At 73.3% G+C, this 17,136-nt stretch carries 15 protein-coding genes and 2 pseudogenes; 9 read left to right on the top strand and 8 right to left on the bottom strand.

The annotated features are described in order from the left end of the window. The first annotated feature begins 101 nt into the window (after positions 1–101). A complete protein-coding gene (locus ACIGFK_RS00615; RefSeq protein ID WP_386466672.1) occupies positions 102–1,361 on the top strand; it encodes a transglycosylase family protein in 1,260 nt (419 codons plus the stop codon). Between the two features lie 24 nt (positions 1,362–1,385). Here ACIGFK_RS00615 and ACIGFK_RS00610 read toward each other — a convergent pair. Then, positions 1,386–2,198: pseudogene (locus ACIGFK_RS00610) on the bottom strand (DMT family transporter); the annotation flags it as partial. A gap of 269 nt (positions 2,199–2,467) precedes the next feature. On the opposite strand from ACIGFK_RS00610, the gene ACIGFK_RS00605 reads away from it, so the two are divergent. Continuing rightward, positions 2,468–3,955: an SDR family NAD(P)-dependent oxidoreductase gene (locus ACIGFK_RS00605; protein WP_376656012.1), complete on the top strand. Its 1,488-nt coding sequence runs from the start codon at positions 2,468–2,470 to the stop codon at positions 3,953–3,955. A gap of 201 nt (positions 3,956–4,156) precedes the next feature. On the opposite strand, the gene ACIGFK_RS00600 is transcribed toward ACIGFK_RS00605, so the two are convergent. After that, entirely contained in the window at positions 4,157–4,585 is a 429-nt protein-coding gene (locus tag ACIGFK_RS00600; protein WP_400050058.1) for a hypothetical protein, read from the bottom strand. A 339-nt stretch (positions 4,586–4,924) separates the two neighbouring features. On the opposite strand from ACIGFK_RS00600, the gene ACIGFK_RS00595 reads away from it, so the two are divergent. Then, positions 4,925–5,098 carry a hypothetical protein gene (locus ACIGFK_RS00595; RefSeq protein ID WP_376656014.1) on the top strand — a complete coding sequence of 58 codons (174 nt, stop codon included), beginning with the start codon at positions 4,925–4,927 and terminating at the stop codon, positions 5,096–5,098. 222 nt (positions 5,099–5,320) lie between these two features. Continuing rightward, positions 5,321–6,304, top strand: coding sequence for an NAD-dependent epimerase/dehydratase family protein (locus ACIGFK_RS00590; protein ID WP_376656015.1), 984 nt, complete (start codon positions 5,321–5,323; stop codon positions 6,302–6,304). A gap of 19 nt (positions 6,305–6,323) precedes the next feature. Here the strand turns inward: ACIGFK_RS00590 and ACIGFK_RS00585 are convergent, their stop codons facing one another. The 3 genes and pseudogenes from ACIGFK_RS00585 to ACIGFK_RS00575 form a co-directional block, all read right to left on the bottom strand. Further along, positions 6,324–7,775 carry a lipase maturation factor family protein gene (locus tag ACIGFK_RS00585; protein WP_376656016.1) on the bottom strand — a complete coding sequence of 484 codons (1,452 nt, stop codon included), beginning with the start codon at positions 7,773–7,775 and terminating at the stop codon, positions 6,324–6,326. Between the two features lie 20 nt (positions 7,776–7,795). Then, complete coding sequence (locus ACIGFK_RS00580; protein ID WP_376656017.1) at positions 7,796–8,329, bottom strand: DUF1990 family protein; 534 nt, start codon at positions 8,327–8,329, stop codon at positions 7,796–7,798. 78 nt (positions 8,330–8,407) lie between these two features. After that, positions 8,408–8,850 (bottom strand): annotated as a pseudogene (locus ACIGFK_RS00575) (YndJ family transporter); the annotation flags it as partial. A gap of 117 nt (positions 8,851–8,967) precedes the next feature. On the opposite strand from ACIGFK_RS00575, the gene ACIGFK_RS00570 reads away from it, so the two are divergent. The 4 genes from ACIGFK_RS00570 to ACIGFK_RS00555 all read left to right on the top strand — a co-directional run bounded on the left by ACIGFK_RS00570 (position 8,968) and on the right by ACIGFK_RS00555 (position 13,941). Further along, on the top strand, positions 8,968–10,284 hold the full coding sequence (locus ACIGFK_RS00570) for a DUF6777 domain-containing protein (RefSeq protein ID WP_400050057.1): 1,317 nt from the start codon (positions 8,968–8,970) through the stop codon (positions 10,282–10,284). A 7-nt stretch (positions 10,285–10,291) separates the two neighbouring features. Next, entirely contained in the window at positions 10,292–12,355 is a 2,064-nt protein-coding gene (locus ACIGFK_RS00565) for a SpoIIE family protein phosphatase (protein ID WP_376656019.1), read from the top strand. A 306-nt stretch (positions 12,356–12,661) separates the two neighbouring features. Then, positions 12,662–13,522, top strand: a complete 861-nt coding sequence (locus ACIGFK_RS00560) for an Fpg/Nei family DNA glycosylase (protein WP_400050056.1) — start codon at positions 12,662–12,664, stop codon at positions 13,520–13,522. 26 nt (positions 13,523–13,548) lie between these two features. Continuing rightward, on the top strand, positions 13,549–13,941 hold the full coding sequence (locus ACIGFK_RS00555) for a hypothetical protein (RefSeq protein WP_386466659.1): 393 nt from the start codon (positions 13,549–13,551) through the stop codon (positions 13,939–13,941). Here ACIGFK_RS00555 and ACIGFK_RS00550 read toward each other — a convergent pair. After that, on the bottom strand, positions 13,895–14,611 hold the full coding sequence (locus tag ACIGFK_RS00550) for a TetR/AcrR family transcriptional regulator (protein ID WP_376656022.1): 717 nt from the start codon (positions 14,609–14,611) through the stop codon (positions 13,895–13,897). The genes ACIGFK_RS00555 and ACIGFK_RS00550 overlap by 47 nt on opposite strands. A 113-nt stretch (positions 14,612–14,724) precedes the next feature. Here ACIGFK_RS00550 and ACIGFK_RS00545 point away from each other — a divergent pair, with 113 nt between their 5' ends. Beyond that, the gene (locus ACIGFK_RS00545) at positions 14,725–15,738 is read left to right on the top strand and encodes a hypothetical protein (RefSeq protein ID WP_400050055.1); all 1,014 of its coding nucleotides are present in this window, start codon (positions 14,725–14,727) and stop codon (positions 15,736–15,738) included. On the opposite strand, the gene ACIGFK_RS00540 is transcribed toward ACIGFK_RS00545, so the two are convergent. Both ACIGFK_RS00540 and ACIGFK_RS00535 read right to left on the bottom strand, forming a co-directional pair. Further along, on the bottom strand, positions 15,714–16,211 hold the full coding sequence (locus ACIGFK_RS00540) for a hypothetical protein (protein WP_376656028.1): 498 nt from the start codon (positions 16,209–16,211) through the stop codon (positions 15,714–15,716). The two genes, ACIGFK_RS00545 and ACIGFK_RS00540, sit on opposite strands and share 25 nt — an antisense overlap. Before the next feature lie 196 nt (positions 16,212–16,407). Further along, positions 16,408–16,947, bottom strand: coding sequence for a sigma-70 family RNA polymerase sigma factor (locus ACIGFK_RS00535; RefSeq protein WP_376656024.1), 540 nt, complete (start codon positions 16,945–16,947; stop codon positions 16,408–16,410). Positions 16,948–17,136: the final 189 nt, after the last annotated feature.

Raw genomic sequence — 17,136 nt, 5'->3', positions numbered from 1 at the left:
TGGGGTCAAATCCCGCTGGAGTGCGCCCTGTTGCGCCCCTTGTCATGCCCTGGTCGGATGGTTAGGTTGTGGGGTTCCTGATGTCTTCGATGGGGGCTCCCATGGGTGTACGGGGCCGGCACCGCCGGTATCAGCCGAGCAGCATCAACCGGGCTTCGCTCGTCGTCACCGCAGGCGGAGCCGGGATCGCGCTCCCCTTCATCGGCGCCGGATCCGCGCACGCCGCCTCCGTGGACACCTGGAACAAGGTCGCCGCCTGCGAGTCGACGAACAACTGGCACATCAACACCGGGAACGGCTACTACGGCGGCCTCCAGTTCAGCCAGAGCACCTGGCGGGCCTTCGGCGGCACCGCCTACGCCGCCCGCGCCGACCTGGCCACCAAGGAACAGCAGATCGCGGTGGCGGAGAAGGTGCTGAAGGGTCAGGGGCCGCAGGCCTGGCCGAACTGCGGGAAAGCGGCCGGGCTGTCGCGCGGGGGCCAGACGCCCGCAGTCGCCCCCCAGGGCAAGGACCGGCAGCCGCAGCAGAACCAGCAGTCCCCGCAGTCCCGGACCCCGCAGACCAAGGCGATCCCGGCCCAGGGCACTGCACCGCAGCCCACCGGGACCTCCGTCCTGCCGAACCCGTACGTCGTCGCGCCCGGTGACTCGCTCTCCGCGATCGCCACCGAACAGCACGTCGAGGGCGGCTGGCAGGCGCTGTACGAGACCAACCGGGCCACCGTCGGCGGCAACCCGGACCTGATCTTCCCGGGGCAGCGCCTCACCCTCCGCATCACCGCCGCCCCGGCGCCGGCCGCCCCGCCCGGGCAGAACCCCGAGAAGCCGCCGCGCACCGCGGAACCGGTGAAGCCGGTGGAGCCGGCAGCCGTGAAGCCCGCCGAGAAGCCGGTCGAGAAGCCTGCCGAAAAGCCCGCCGAGAAGCCGGAGTCAGCGCAGCAGCAGCCTGCCGCCGGAGGGTTCTCCGCCCCCGTCGACGCCGCCATCGGCACGCGCTACCGCGTGGCGGGATCCTCGTGGTCCAGCGGCTACCACACGGGCGTCGACTTCCCGGTGGCGACCGGTACGGCCGTCAAGTCCGTCGGCCCCGGCCAGATCGTCTCGGCCGGCTGGGCCGGTGCGTACGGCTACCAGGTCGTCATCCGGCACACCGACGGCCGGTACTCCCAGTACGCCCACCTCTCCGCGCTCGGCGTCAAGGCCGGCCAGCAGGTCTCCGGCGGCCAGCGCATCGGCCGCTCCGGCTCGACGGGCAACACCACCGGCCCCCACCTCCACTTCGAGATGCGCTCGGGACCCGGCTACGGCTCCGACATCGACCCGCTCAAGTACCTCCGATCCCACGGGGTCGACATCTGACCCCCGCACGTGCGGCGGCACGGCCGTCAGCAGGATCAGGCCCACGGCCGCCGTCACGGCACTGACCAGCGCCGCCGTCGTGCCCAGGGCCCCGAAGCGAAAGCCTTCGCCGAAGAGCGTGATGCCGACCGTCGCCGCGACCACCGGATTGACCACGGTCACCGTGGCCAGCGGCGCGGTCAGCCCGGCGCCCCGGTAGGCGGCCTGCGAGAGCAGCAGGCCGCCCGCCGCCAGCACGGCGATCGCCGCCAGCTCCGGCCACCGCGCGCCGAGCGCGCCGAGGCCGGCGGGATCGGCCACGGACTTGGTGAACACCGAGGCCATGCCGAAGGCGGTGCCCGCCGCGGTGGCCAGCAGTACGGCGTGCAGAACCGCCCGGTGCACCCGGTGCGCCGCGAGGAACAGCACGGCCACGGCCGCTGCGGTCACCATGAGCAGCAGGCCCGGCTCCGAGCCCGTCAGGGAAGCCTTCGTGCGGGCGTTGCCGCCGGTCAGGGCCAGCAGCCCGGCCAGCCCCACCGTGGCCAGCACCGCCCCGCGCCAGGCCGCCGCTCCCGCGCGGCGGCCCACGAAGACGGCCGCCATGGGCAGGGCGAAGACGATGGTGAGGGCGCCGAGCGGCTGGACGAGGCTGAGCGGACCGTAGGCGAGGGCCGCCACGTGCAGCAGTGCACCGAGGCCGTTGAGCCCCACCGCCACCCACCACGCGGGGCGGCGCAGCGGAGCGTAGCGGCGGTCCGGCGTGCTCACCGCGACCCGTTCCTGGACGATCGCGCCGCTCGCGTACGCGACCGCGGACACGAAGCAGAGCAGGACCGACAGCGCCAGTGCACTCATGAAGTCCACAATGCCCGACCCAACTGCGCTATTCCTCCGCCCACAGGGGGTCACGAGTCATACTCCGGACGTAGTACAGGAGTACTCGATCAAGCCCGTCCGGCGGCGCGCGGAGCACCGGTTCCCGTGCACGGAGTGACCGCTGCATCGCGGTGCGTGAGGGCCCGGCGACGGGTTTGGTTCCGGCCGCATCGGATCCGTACAGTTTCCCTTTTGGGACTTCCGCAGCAGGCGGATGCGGACGAGTGATCAAGGAACGGGCAGCGGCCATGACGGTGACCGACGAAACCAACGAGCTCGCGCAGGCGTACGGGCCCGGCATCGACCCCGAACGCCTCGCCGTCTGCCTCAGCGTGCTCGACGAGCTCGACAAGATCGACGTCGACCACCCGGACGCCATCACCGTGCGCCGCGCCACCGCGGGCATCTACCGGACGGTCAAGCAGCGTCGCCGCCAGGAGCGCCGCGCCGCCAAGACCGCCAACGACAAGGCCGTCACCGAGGCCACCGCGACCGGTTCCGCCGAGCGCATCGACGACGAGACCGAGGGCATCCTGCCCTCCTCGGTCACCGAGGCCGGCCGGATCGCCGGGATACTCCAGCGCCCGCGCTCCTGCTACATCTGCAAGACGCGGTACGTCGAGGTCGACTACTTCTACCACCAGCTGTGCCCGGGCTGCGCCGCCGAGAACCGCGCCAAGCGGGAGGCGCGCGCCGACCTCACCGGCAAGCGCGCGCTCCTCACCGGCGGCCGGGCCAAGATCGGCATGTACATCGCGCTGCGCCTGCTGCGCGACGGCGCGCACACCACGATCACCACCCGCTTCCCCAAGGACGCCATCCGCCGCTTCAAGGCGATGGACGACTCGGCGGACTGGATGCACCGCCTGGAGGTCGTCGGCATCGACCTGCGCGACCCGGCCCAGGCCGTGGCGCTCGCCGACCAGGTGGCCGCGGCCGGCCCGCTGGACATCCTGATCAACAACGCCACGCAGACCGTGCGCCGCCTGCCCACCGCGTACGCGGCACTGGTCGAGGGGGAGAGCGCCCCGCTCCCCGCCGGCGAGCTCCCCGCCCACCACGTCATCGGCGCCTTCAACTCCGGCGCGGTCGACGGCCTGGCGGCGCTGCCCGTCGGGGTCAGCGGACTCGAGGCGCAGAAGGTCGCCGACCTCGCCCTGGTCGCGGGCAACGCCAGCCTGGAGCGGCACATCGCCGGCACCGCCATCGACGCGGGCGGCCTGCTGCCGGACGTCGTCGAGACCAACACCTGGGTGCAGACCATCGACCAGATCTCCCCGGTGGAGCTGCTCGAGACCCAGCTGTGCAACTACACGTCGCCGTTCATCCTGATCAGCGCGCTCCGGCCGGCCATGGCCGAGGCGGCCCGCCGGGCGTCCAGCGGCCGTGCGTACGTCGTGAACGTCTCGGCGATGGAGGGCGTCTTCAGCCGCGGCTACAAGGGTGCGGGGCACCCGAACACCAACGCCGCCAAGGCCGCCATGAACATGGTGACGCGGACCAGCGGCCAGGAGATGTTCCAGGCCGACCGCATCCTGATGACCTCGGTCGACACCGGCTGGATCACCGACGAGCGCCCGCACTTCGACAAGCTGCGCCTCGCCGAGGAGGGCTTCCACGCCCCGCTCGACCTGGTCGACGGCGCCGCCCGCGTCTACGACCCGGTCGTCCGCGGCGAGGCGGGCGAGGACCTGTTCGGCGTCTTCCTGAAGGACTACGCCCCCGCGAACTGGTAGTCCGCCCCGGCCCCGGGGATCGGCCCGGGCCCCGGCCCCAGGCTCGTGCCCCGGCCCCAGGCTCGTGCCCCGGCCCCAGGCTCGTGCCCCGGCCCCAGGCCCGTGCCCGGCCCCAGGCCCGTGCCCGGCCCCAGGCCCGGGCCCCGGCCTACTGGATCCCCGCGATCGACCCCCTCGGCGAACCGAGGGGGTCGTCGCCGTTCAGGGGCCGTACCGGGCGGGCCGCACGGGCCGGTAGGCCCCGGCCGCGAGCAGCTCCAGTACCGGCTGCCAGTCCTCCAGCACGCCCGCGTCGAGGCCCGCCGTGACGGAGGCGTCCCGGGCCTGGCGCAGGATCGCGGCCGCCTCGCGGGTCTCCTCCGCCGCCTCCGGCAGCCGGAATCCCCCCGCCGCCCCGCTGCCCGCGTCCCCGGTGAGGGCGACGAGCAGGGCCACCCGATCGCCGAGGAGGGGCCGGACCGCCGCCGCCGCGAGGCCGGCGCGAAACGCGCGGTCACCCGGACAGAGCAGCGTTCCGATCTCGTGCACCAGGCCCGCGACCTGGAGTTCCTTGTCGAAGGGATGCGAGCGGCGCAGCAGGGCGGCGGTGCCGGGACCCCGGCCGCCGCGGCATCCGTGCAGAAGATCCATGAGCTCCTCCACGCTTGTCACGCAAGGGACTTCGGACTTCGACACCCCGGACCTGGCCACTGCCGCTCCTCTCCGTAGCACCGCGCACACCCGGCATCGAGCAGACCATCCGCCCGGGACCCGCCGTCCTACGACTTGCTGAACTCGCGGCGAAACTGGGTGAACGGAGCGGATTTTGCCTTTCCATCGAGCGGGGGTCCGCTCATATGTGTACGCTGGGGCATCAAGACGGCCCCATCCGGGCCGCGCTCCATAAATGGCGCCACCGCGTCCGGAACCCTTTCCCTTCCTGCCCGGCGCGGTCAGCCCGCCGGGTTACGCGACACGAAGGAGTGCGCGGTGACTGAAAAGACGAAGCCCGAACCGGAGTTGCTGGAGCGGCCGGTCTCGCGTCGCAAGACGCGGTCCGACGAGCTCGGAAGCCTCGAAGTGTGGGCACGATCCGCCCCGATCCGACTGGCGGGGTACGAGGACGACCTGGCGGAATCGCACATCCTGCCCGGCATCGACTGACGCGAAGCAGCACCAAGCGCCCCCGTGCCCTCCCGCGCCGGGGGCGCTGCCCTTGCCCTCCGGGCCCGGTACCTGACCCGGTCCCCGGTCCCCGGCCCGGTCGGCGCCACCGCGCGACCGTCCGGGTGCTCCGTGGAGTTCCTCGAAACGGTACGCCGTGAGCGTCATCGCTGAGGGCGATCATGGGTTCCGCCGACCCCTCGGTCCGGGCAGGCTGCCTGCATGAAACTCCTGATGCTGGGCGGTACCGAATTCGTCGGACGCGCGATCACCGAAGACGCCCTCACCCGGGGCTGGGAGGTGACCGTCTTCCACCGCGGACACCACGCGCCCCCGCCGGGCACCACTGCCGTGCACGGGGACCGCACCGCCCCCGGGGGCCTGGACGCCCTCGCCGAGGGGGAGTGGGACCTCGTCGTCGACACCTGGAGCGGTGCCCCAACCGCCGTACGGGACAGCGCCCGGCTGCTGCGCGGCCGGGCCGGCGGGTACGTGTACATATCCAGCCGCTCGGTGTACGCCTACCCGGGCCCGCCCGGTCTCGACGAGAACGGGCCGGTGGTCGAGGGCTCGCCCGACGCGGAGGCGATCGCCTACGCCGAGGACAAGCGGGGCGGTGAGCTCGCCGCCCTGGACGCCTTCGGCGACCGCGCCCTGCTGGTGCGCGCCGGGCTGATCCTCGGCCCGTACGAGAACGTCGGCCGACTGCCCTGGTGGCTGAACCGGATCGCCCGCGGCGGCCCCTTCCTGGCACCCGGCCACCCCGGACAGCTGCTCCAGTACATCGACGTGCGCGACCTCGCACGCTGGTCCCTCGACGCGGGCGCGGCCGGGCTCGGCGGCGCCTACAACCTGGTCTCCCCGCCCGACCACGCCACCATGGGCAGCTTCCTCGACGCCTGCGTCGCCGCCACGGGCGCGGAGGCCGAACCGCGCTGGACCGACGCGGCGGCCATCGAGAAGGCGGGCATCGAGCCCTGGACCGAGCTGCCCGTCTGGCTTCCCGAGGGCGAGCTGCACGACTACATGTGCAAGGGCGACGTCACCAAGGCCCTGGAGGCGGGTCTCACCTGCCGGCCGGTGGAGGAGACCGTGGCCGACACCTGGGCCTGGCTCCAGTCCCTCGGCGGAGTCGCCCCGCACCGGCCCGACCGACCCCAGAAGGGCATATCGGCCGAGCGGGAGGCGGCCGTGCTGGGACTCTGAACCACCGCGCCCACCGGTCCTAGGGGGGCTCAGGCCAGGCGGCCTCCGCGAGACGGGTCGGCGGCAGGTACTCGCGCACCAGCGTGCGGTGCCACCAGTCGCCCGTCTCGCGCAGCTCCCGCCAGGTCGTGTAGCGGTAGCGGTAGAGGCGCGCCCGCACGAACACGGGCGGGGCGTCCGGGAAGGGGTTGTGGCGCAGCAGCCGCAGCGTGTCCCGGTCGCCCGCCAGCAGCCGCTCCACGAACGGCCCGAACCAGTCCTCCGCGTAACCGGGGGAGATCGCCGCGAACCACATCAGCCAGTCCAGGCGCAGATGGTAGGGGGCGAACTGGCGCGGCAGCCGGTGCGGTTCCCCCGGCTTGCCCTTGAAGCCGTACTCCCGCCAGGCGTCGTCCTCCAGCGGCGCGCGGTGGGCGCTCCCCGCGGCCGTGCCCTCGACCGCCACCTCCATCCGGACCCGGCCGACCGAGCCGAAAGCCCCGTAGGTGTTGACCAGGTGCAGGGAGTCGAAGGAGCGGTTCATCACCTGCCGGCGCGAGATCATGTTGAGCACCGGGTGGCGGCTGAGGAACAGCACCAGGGCGGTCACCGCGCACACCGCCACCACGTACCAGAGCGGCGGCTCCTGCGAGGCGGCCGCCGGGGGAGCGCCCGCGATCCCGGTGAAGTCCACGGCGGACAGCGCCACCGTGATCGTGATCCAGTTCAGCCAGGCGAAGTTCCCCGACAGCACCAGCCACAGCTGCGTCGCGACGATGATCCCGGCGGCGTACGAGGCCACCGGCTGCGGGGTGAAGAGCAGGACCGGGACGACCAGTTGGGTCACGTGGTTGGCGCCGCACTCCACCCGGTGGAGGGGCCTCGGCAGATGGTGGAAGAACCAGCTCAGCGGCCCCGGCATCGGCTGCGTCTCGTGGTGGAAGTACAGGCAGGTGAGCTTGCGCCAGCAGGCGTCCCCGCGCATCTTGATCAGTCCGGCGCCGAACTCGACGCGGAAGAGCACCCACCGCAGCAGCCACAGCACCAGCACCGGCGGCCCGGTGCGGGCATTGCCGAGGAAGACGGCGAGGAAGCCCACCTCCAGCAGCAGCGACTCCCAGCCGAAGGAGTACCAGGTCTGTCCCACGTTCACGATGGAGAGGTAGAGCAGCCACAGCACGGCCCACATCCCCATGGCCGCAGCCAGCGGCACCTCGTCCCCCGCGCCGAAGGCGAGGGCTCCGGCCAGCGCCGCCCCGGCCCAGGCGCACCCCGCGAAGAGCCGGTCGGAGTAGCGCAGTTGGAACAGGCTGGGGGCGCGCCGGAAGGGCACGTACCGCACGAAGCGCGGCACGGGCAGCATGCCGTGCGCCCCGATCAGGGCCCGGAACTGAAGGGCGGCTCCGACGAAGGCGAAGACGTACACGCCGGCCAGGGCCCGCTGGAAGACCAGCCGGGCCAGCCAGTAGCCGGGCGCCGTGAACCAGTCCATCGCCTCCAGTATCGGACGGGTCAGGCGGCGGTGGCCAGCCTGCGGACGTGCCGGCCCAGCCGGCGGGCGTACCGGAGCTGGAGGAAGGGGATCACGGGGCCCCCGAGCCGGGTGTACCAGCTGTCCGGGCGGCTGAAGGCGGTCACCGTGAACCACACCGTGCCGTCGGGGTCCATCTCCACGACGAAGGACTCCTCCCCGGATTCCGGGTGGCCGGTCAGGGTCCCGTACGCGAATCCCGCACGGGCCGGCTCGTAGGCCGTCCAGATCACCTGGCACGGGGCGTCGATCCGCAGCGGCCCGAAGCCTATTCCGACGACCGCCCGGCTGCCGGGCCGGACGGCGCCGTCCTCGGCCAGGACCCGCATGCCCGAGGAGCGGTGCGCGTGGAAGGTGGTCACCGCGGTGCCGGCGGCCTCGAAGGCGGCCCGGCCGTTCCCGACCCGGGTGCGGTGGTGCAGGTGGTTGTATCCGGCGGGCAGCGGCAGACGGGCCGTCGCACCCCGGTCCGGGTAGCTGAGGGCCTCCCGGCCGGCGCTGATGAGGCGGGTCATGACGAGGTCTCCTCGAGGTGTGCGGTCGGGCGGGTGTCAGGTCGGAGGTCCGGGTCGGTCGGGCGGGTGTCCGGGCGAGGCGCCGACCAGTTCCGCCCGGTCGTCGGCGAAATGGCCGAGCAGCACCAGCAGGGTGCCCGCGGGGACGCTGTACGCCGCCCATCGCGACAGCCTGTCCGGGGGCCCGGTGCAGGCCGCCCGGCAGACCAGTCCGGCGACCAGGGCGGCCGTGAACCCGGCGAAGTGGCAGTGCGGAACGGGGAGCGCCAGGATGTCGAGGTCGAAGCCGAAGAGCCGGTACCCGGCGCGCTCGGCGACGAGCGCGGTGCCGGCGACCGAGGGCGAGACCAGCGCCGTGCGGGCATCCCGCGCGGCAGCCAGAGGGACGGTGTCCCGGCGGCGGCCGGGAGGGGCCGGAGCCGGGCGGTCCGGCGCGGTCCGGCCGGGTCGATCAGGCGCAGGCCGGCGGGGACCGCGTAGAGCATGCCCAGGGTGACGATCATGTTCACCAGTACCGTCACCCTGGGCTCCCCCCAATATGCGCAGCCGACGCGTTGAACGCGTTCAACTCACGGTGACGACCTTACGAGGTTGCTTGAACATGTTCAAGTGGTGCTCCGGTTGCGACACTCCCGGGCATGCGGCAGACAAGAGTGAGCAACCGGGGCGAAAGGGAGATCCACGTGTACGGACCGACACCTCCGACACCGCGTCAGGCGACGCGTCGTCACGCACCGGCCGGCGCCGCTCTGTTCGCCGCGCTGGGCCTGCTCGCGGCGGGCTGCGGCGGACACGACAAGGCCCCGGCGAACGCCGGACCCGAGAGCCAGGAGGTCTACCTCCAGCCCGTGGCCTCGGCCGGCCCCGACCCCTTCACCACCTCCTCGGCCACCGCCGAGTCCGCCCCCGTGCAGCCCCCGCTGCCCAATCCGACCGGACGCGGCATCCGCACCGTCAGCGCCGACACCCCCGGGCTGTACGGGGGCACCCAGCGGCTGGGCAGCTGCGACGTGGAACAGCAGGTCCACCACCTCACCGAGGACAGCGCCAAGGCCCGGGCCTTCGCCGAGGCCGCCGACATCGAACAGGCGAAGATCCCCGAATTCCTGCGGGGCCTCACCCCCGTCGTGCTGCGTGCCGACACCCGTGTCACCAACCACGGATTCCGCGACGGCCGCGCCGACGGCTACCAGTCCGTCCTCCAGGCCGGCACGGCCGTCCTGGTCGACGAGCACGGCATGCCCCGCGTCCGCTGCGGATGCGGCAACCCGCTGGGTTCCCCGCGATCCGCGAAGGGCTCCCCGGTGCACAAGGGCGACGCGTGGAACGGCTACCAGCCGAACCAGGTCGTCGTCATCGAACCCACCGTCCATGTGATCAAGAGCCTGGTGATCGTCAACACCGCCGACAACACCTGGCTCGAACGCAAGCGCGGCGACGACGGCGCCCAGGACCGCCCGCCGCAGGTGGCGCCCCAGTTCGACCCCGCCGACGGCATCCCGTCGGGTCCGTCCACCGGCCCCGGGAGCACGGCGCCGGGCACCGCCCCGGGCGACCCGTGCGCGGGCCCCGAAGGCAACAGCCCGGCCCGGACGTCCCCGCCCGCCACTCCGGCCCCCGGGGCGACGGACTGCACGCCGGACCGGCCGCTCCAGCAGGACCCGGCCGCGCCGTCGAGCCCGGACGCCCCGCTGCAGCAGCCCCAGCCGCTGCCGCCCTCCGACACGCCCACGGACGTCCCGTCCGACCTGCAGCCCCCGTTCCCGTCCGAACCCGGCGTCCCCCTGGCGCCCGACGGCTCGACGCCGCTGCCGACGGACCCGAACGACCCCTTCGCCGAGCCGCATGCGGACCCGTACGCGGACCCGTACTCCAACCCGAACGGGGACCCGAACGCGGACCCGAACCTCACGCCGCCGCCCTCGGACCCGGGGTACTCGCTGGAGAGCGCCTGACCGGCGGGTGTGTCATGGTGGATCGGTGCCGACCACCGTATCGCTGCCGGACGACTGGCCCGCACACCCGGACCGGTCGCTCTCACTCAACCGCATGGGCAGTTTCGACTGGGACCTGATCACCGGTCTCATGCACATGGACGCAGCCGCCCTCGACGTCTTCGACACGACCCCGGACGAGTACGACGGCCGGCCCGAGTCCCTCTCCCCGCGCGTACCGCCCGACGAGGGGGCCCGGCTCGACGCCCTCGTCTCCTCCGCCCTCAAGAGCGGCGTGGACAGCTACGGTGCCTACTTCCGCATCCGCTGCCACGACGGGCGGCTGCGCTGGACGCACACCCAGGGCCGCGTCATGCGCGGCCAGGACGGGCGCCCGTACCGGATCATCGGCATCGTGCGGGACGCCACCGAGGAGCTCAGCCACTCGGCGGAGCGGCTCGGCCTCGACGAGGAACGGCGCCGGCAGACCTCCGTCGTGGAGTCCACCACGGCCGCCCTCGCCCACGCCCGGACCGTCAAGGACGTCATCGACGCGCTCGGCGACGCCCACGGCCTGGAGCGGCTCGGCTCGATGGGCATGGTGATGGGCCTCGTCGAGGCGGGCCGGATCCACCTCGTCGCGGAAGGCCCCGAGGGCAGCTTCGTCCCCGGCACCCGCTACACCCGCATCGACGAGCAGTACCCGATGAGCGAGGTCGTCCGCTCCCTCCAGCCGCGGTTCCTCGACTCGGCGCAGGAGTTCGCCGAGGACTACCCCGGGCTCTGGGCGAAGATCTCGTACATGGACATCTCGGCGGCCGCGTACCTGCCGCTGATCGCCCAGGCCAGGCCCATCGGCGCGATCGGCCTCCTCTACCAGGACAAGGACGGCTTCACCCAGGACGAGCGCAACCTGCTCGTGGCGCTGGGCAGCAGCATCGCGCAGAGCCTCCAGCGGGCCATGCTGCTCGAGCAGGAGCACGACCTGGCGGAAGGCCTGCAGCAGGCGATGCTGCCGCGCCGGATCCCGCCGGTGCCGGGCGGCGAGATCGCGGTCCGCTACCGCTCCGCCCGGATGGGCCAGGACATCGGCGGCGACTGGTACGACGTCATCCCGCTGCCCGGCGGCCGGGTCGGCGCGGTCATCGGCGACGTCCAGGGCCACGACACCCACGCGGCGGCGGTCATGGGCCAGCTCCGGATCGTGCTGCGCGCGTACGCGGCGGAGGGGCACTCGCCCGGGACGGTGATGGCGCGGGCCTCCGTCTTCCTGCACGAGCTGGACACCGACCGCTTCGCCACCTGCACGTACGTGCAGGCCGACCTCTCGACGGGGGTGCTCCAGCTGGTACGGGCCGGCCACATCGACCCGCTGCTGCGCACCCCGGACGGGGAGTGCCGGCGCCTCCCGGTGAGCGGCGGGATGCCGCTCGGCCTCTCCGTGGAGTTCGGCCGGCTCGAATACCCGGTGACCACGGTGGAACTGGACCCGGGAGAAACGCTCCTGCTGTGCACGGACGGCCTCGTGGAACTGCCCGGCGCCGACCTCGACGACGGGATCCAGCTCCTGACCTCGCTGGTCCGCGGCGGCCCCGCGGACCTCCAGCGGCTGGCCGACCTGCTGTGCGGGGTCATGGACGAACGCGGCGGCGACGACGACATGGCACTGCTCCTGCTGCGCCGCCACGCCCCGACGACCCCCGGGGGCGGGGGCCGCCTGCAGCAGCACGTGGCCCCGGGCGACCCGGAGGCGCTGGTCGCCGCGCGGCACATGATCGGCGCGGCGGTGCGGGCGTGGGGCGCGCGGGAACGGGCCGACGAGATCGAACTCGTCGCGGACGAGCTCATCGTGAACGCGCTGATGCACACGGACGGCCCGGCGATCGTGACGCTGCGGGTCCTCGAGGGCCCGCAGCGCAGGCTCCGCGTGGAAGTGGAAGACCGCTCCAGCGCCCTGCCGAGACGCCGGGAGGCGGGGGAGGCGGGGGTCTCGGGCCGGGGCCTGATGCTGGTGGACCGGCTGGCGGACGTGTGGGGGGTGGAGCCGAGGGGAAGCGGCAAGTGCGTGTGGTGCGAGTTCGTGATGGGCTGACGTGACCCCTGAGGGGGGCTCGGCGGGACGGGCGGTGTCCCCCGGCGGGACGGGCGCAAGTCCGGCTGCGCCTCGGGTTGTGCGTGGATCCCGGCCTGCGGGCCGCGGGCGCGGGGCTCCGCCCCGGGGTTTCAGCCCGTCGGGCGTTTGAGGACCGGGGGTCCGGGGGCGGAGCCCACGGTTTCGGGAAGGGGCGGGGGAGCGGCCCCGCGCAGCGGCACCCGGCGTCGGCAGCGGCACCCGGGACCCGCACCCGGCGGGCACCCCCGGCTCGCGCTCCGGGCACGGCGGCGGCAGGCTGGAGCCATGCCCGAGCTGCCCGAGGTCGAGGCCCTGCGGGAGTACCTCGACGCGCACCTGCCCGGGCGGATGGTCGAGCGCGTCCATCCGCTCGCCGTGAGCGTGCTCAAGACGTACGACCCGCCGCTGAGTGCGCTCGAAGGGCAGCCGGCCGGCGCCACCGCCCGGTTCGGCAAGTTCCTGGCCGTGCGGATCGGGGAGCTCCACCTCGTCACCCACCTGGCCCGGGCCGGCTGGCTGCGCTGGCAGGAGACCCTGCCCGCTGCGCCGCCCCGCCCCGGCAAGGGGCCGCTCGCGCTGCGCGTCGTACTGGAGGGCGGCGGCGGGTTCGACCTCACGGAGGCGGGGACGCAGAAGCGCCTCGCCGTGTACGTGGTGCGCGACCCCCAGGAGGTGCCCGGAATCGCCCGGCTCGGGCCCGATCCGCTGGCCGAGGGCTTCGACCGGGACGCCTTCGCCGCCCTGCTGGAGGGGGAGCGGCGGCAGATCAAGGGCGTGCTGCGGGACCAGAGCGTCATCGCGGGCATCGGGAACGCCTACAGCGACGAAATCCTGCACCGGGCGAGGGTTTCGCCGTTCAAACTGGCCGCCTCCTTCGGGGAGGAGCAGGTCACGGAGCTCCACGCGGCCGTGCAGGACACCCTGCGCGAGGCCGTCGCACGGGCGCACGGACTGGCGGCCGGTGAGCTGAAGGCGGAGAAGAAGAGCGGCCTGCGGGTGCACGGCCGGGCCGGGGAGGCGTGTCCGGTGTGCGGGGACACGGTGCGCTCGGTGTCCTTCGCGGATTCCTCCCTGGAGTACTGCCCCACTTGCCAGACCGGCGGCAAGCCGCTCGCCGACCGGCGGCTCTCGCGCCTCCTCAAATAGCCCGGCGCTGCGTAGACTCCGGCACCGTGCCCGAGGAACAGCAGTCTCCGCCCCGGCGCGAGATCGTCACCGGGGTGCCCCGGGGCGACCGGCGCCGGCCGCCCGCGCACGCCCCCGCGCGCTCGGAGATCTCCGAGCAGACCACCCTCGGGGCCACCTACGTACGGGCGCTGATGCGCAGTCAGCTGCGGGCCGGGCTGGGCGCGCTGGCCGCACTCGGGCTGCTGGTCGCCTCGCTGCCGCTGGTGTTCGTCCTGCCGAGCGGGGGCTCGAGGACCCTGGTCTGGCCGGCGCTCGGCGTCCTGGTGTATCCGGTGATGTGGCTCGTCGCCCGCTGGTACGTCACCCGGGCCGAGCGCAACGAGGCCGATTTCACGGGGCTGGTGATGGATCCCGCGGAGCGTTCCCCGGACCGGTAGCGGCGAGGCGGGCCTCCAGGCCGTCAAGGATGGCCTCCACGCCGAACTCGAACTTCTCGGCGGCCAGCACGGCGGGGTCCGCGGCCTGCTGCTCCTCCATGCGGGCGCGCAGGCGCGGGTACTGCGCGGCGATGTCCCGGGCCCACTCGGCGACGCTCGGCGCGGGACCCTCGTCGCCCTTGCCGCGGGGGACCTGGGCTTCCGCGATCGCGGCCTGGGAGGCGTCGGCGAGCAGGGTGCCGGCCACGAACGTGAAGGACGTGTTCACGGCCCAGTCGAGCTCCCGTCCGGTGAACCCGGCCGCCTCGTAGATCGCGTACGAGTGCTCCTGGAAGCCGGCCATCCCGGGACCGTAGACGAAGTGCGTGCTGATGGCGGGCACGAGCCACGGATGGCGCCTGCCCAGCGCGTACGTGTCGTGCACCAGCGCGCGGGCGGCGGCCCGCCAGCCGACCACGGCCGGGTCGGGGAAGCCCAGTTCGCCCCACACCTCGTCGGCCGCGAGGACCACGAGGCTCTCCTTGCTGCCGACGTGCCAGTACATGGCGGTGGCCGCCGAGCCCATCCGCTGGCCGAGGCGGCGCATGCTCAGGCCGTCGATGCCCTCGCTGTCGAGGAGGGCGACGGCGGCCCGGACGATCTGGTCACGGCTCAAGGTCTCACGCGGCATGGCCCCAGCCTATCCCGCCTCTTGCACAGTGTTCAACAAGGTGGTTGCGCTGCGGCCGGTTGCTCTTTTACGGTGTGCAAGTCAGCACTTGAACGCCGTAAAAGGAGCCTGCGTTGCCTACCCCGACCCCACACCCGCCCGCCCGGCACCGCCCGCTCGCGGTCTGCGCGGCCCTGATGGCCGGCCTCTTCGTCCTCTGCGGCATCGCCATGGCCGTGGACGGACGGACCCTGCTGGGCGAGTCGGTATGGGCGAAACCGATGAAGTTCGGCTTCGCCTTCGCCCTCTACAGCGGAACGCTGGCCTGGCTGCTGACCCGGCTCGAGAAGGGGAGGCGCCTCGCGTGGTGGGCCGGCACCGTCTTCGCCGTGGCCACGACCGCCGAGGTCGGAGCCATCACCGTCCAGGCGGCACGCGGCACGATCAGCCACTTCAACGCGGACCGGAGCGACCCGACGACCCTGGCCCTGGTGCCGGTCCTCACCCTCGGCGTGATGGTCATCGTCCTCGCGCAGCTGGTCGTCGGCATCGTCGTGCTGGTCCAGCGCACCGGCGGCAGGGATCTGAACCGGGCCATCCGCGCCGGCATCGGCCTCGCCACCGCAGGCATGCTCATCCCGGTGTACTGGATGGTGACCGGGATCCACGCGCGCACCGTCACCGACGCCAACGGCAACGAGATCCCGATGTACCAGGGCCACGGCATCGGAGATCCCGACGGACACGGCATGCCCGTCACCAACTGGAGCGTCACCGGCGGCGACTTCCGGGTCCCGCACTTCTTCGCCCTGCACGGGATCCAGGTCCTGCTCGTGCTCACCGTCGCGCTGACCGCCCTCTCGGCCCGCCACGTCCGGCTGCGCGACGAGCGGGTCCGCGCGCGCCTCGTGGGCGCCGTCGCGCTGGGCTACAGCGGCCTGGTCGCGGTCGTGACCTGGCAGGCCGGCCGGGGTCAGTCCCTGATCCACCCGGACGGACCGACCCTCGCCGCCTTCGCCGCGGTCCTGCTGGCCGCCGCGGCGGCGACCGTGCGCGTGGTCGTCACCGCCCGGCGTGCCTCGCTCCCCGAGGCCATGCTCCCCCGGGCCGCGGGCTCCGCGCCTCAGAACAAGTGCATCGCCAAGTGACCGAGCGGAAGCCCGAGTTGCCAGGCCGGGGTCCAGACGCGGGCGTTCTCGTCCAGGCCCGCGGGGGTGTCCGCGTGGCCGTGCCGGCCGGGGTCGAGGTTGGTGGCGAAGAGTTCGGTGCTGTCGAGCCAGCGCCAGGCCGCCCGGGCCAGCTCCAGGTCCGGGTCCTCGCCCCGGCCCTCCCTGGCCTCCTCGCCCAGCGCGAGGAACCGGGTGTGGACCCAGTCGCGCCAGGGATGGCCGTACGCCGTCAGCGACATCCACTCGTCGAGCTGGGAGACGACCCGGATCCCGGAGAGCTCGCCCGCGGCGTCCGAGAGGTAGATCGTCAGCGCGAGCGTGTCGCGGCCCGCCCGGAATTCCAGCGTGCTGACCGGGATCAGCCGGCCCGTGCGCAGCAGTTCGTCCGCGATGTACTCGGCGTAGAGCCAAGCCATGGGCACCGCGAGCCCGCCGTCACTGGTGCCGTTCATACCCTCGGGCTGCACCGTTCCACCTTCTCCCACGCGTCCAGCGTCCCGCCGTCAGCCCCGAGCCTTCACCCGGCGGCTCGTGGAGCGGGGGATGTTTACTCAACTTGCACGCTCTGATGCCGAATTCGATGCATTTTCTGTCCGGTCCACGTACGTTCGAGGCGTTTCCCGACCTTCCCGTCCTCCGGCCGGGTGCTCAGGCGCCGAGTCCGTAGCCGTAGCCTTGCAGGCCCTTCTTGAGGGCGCGCAGAGCGTAGTGCGTACGGGACTTCACGGTGCCGGCCGGTATGCCGAGTTCGGCGGCGGCCTCGGCCACGGAACGGTCCTGGAAGTACACCTGCAGCAGCACGGCGCGGTGCTCCGGGCCCAGCGAGCCGACGGCGCGGCGGACGTCGATCGCCGTGACCGAGCAGGCCACCGCGTCCTCGGGGGCGGGTGCCTGCTCCAGCCCTTCCGGGTCCACCTCCTGCGGCCGGGCCAGCCGGGCCCGCCGCGCGTCGATCGCGAGTCGGCGGGCGACCGTGAAGAGCCAGGGCCGCATCGAGTCGTGCTCGCTCGACAGGACCTCCGGGTGCTGCCAGACCCGTACGAAGGTCTCCTGCACGAGGTCCTCCGCCCGCTGGGCGTCGCCGGCCGTGAGGCCGAGCAGGAATCCGAACAGGGCTCGTCCGTGGTCGCGCTGCAGTTCGGCCAGGGCCTCGGGGGCCGTGCGCCGGCGGGCGGGGGAGAGTGGCACGAGGGGCTCCTTCCGGGGGGATGCGGGGGGCCGACGGGGAGCCGTCCCGTTCACCCTGACCTGCAGTGGGCCGCCTCGGAACCGTCCCGTCCAGTCGGTGCGCCCAAGCACCCCGGTCGGCCGGTGGGCGGCAGTGCCGGGCGGCGAACGGTCGAACGGCACGGCGAACGGCTGGGCGGAGACGGGGCG

Source organism: Streptomyces sp. NPDC085524, assembly GCF_044541755.1.
GTDB lineage: Bacteria > Actinomycetota > Actinomycetes > Streptomycetales > Streptomycetaceae > Streptomyces.
This window is presented reverse-complemented; position numbering and strand designations above follow the sequence as displayed.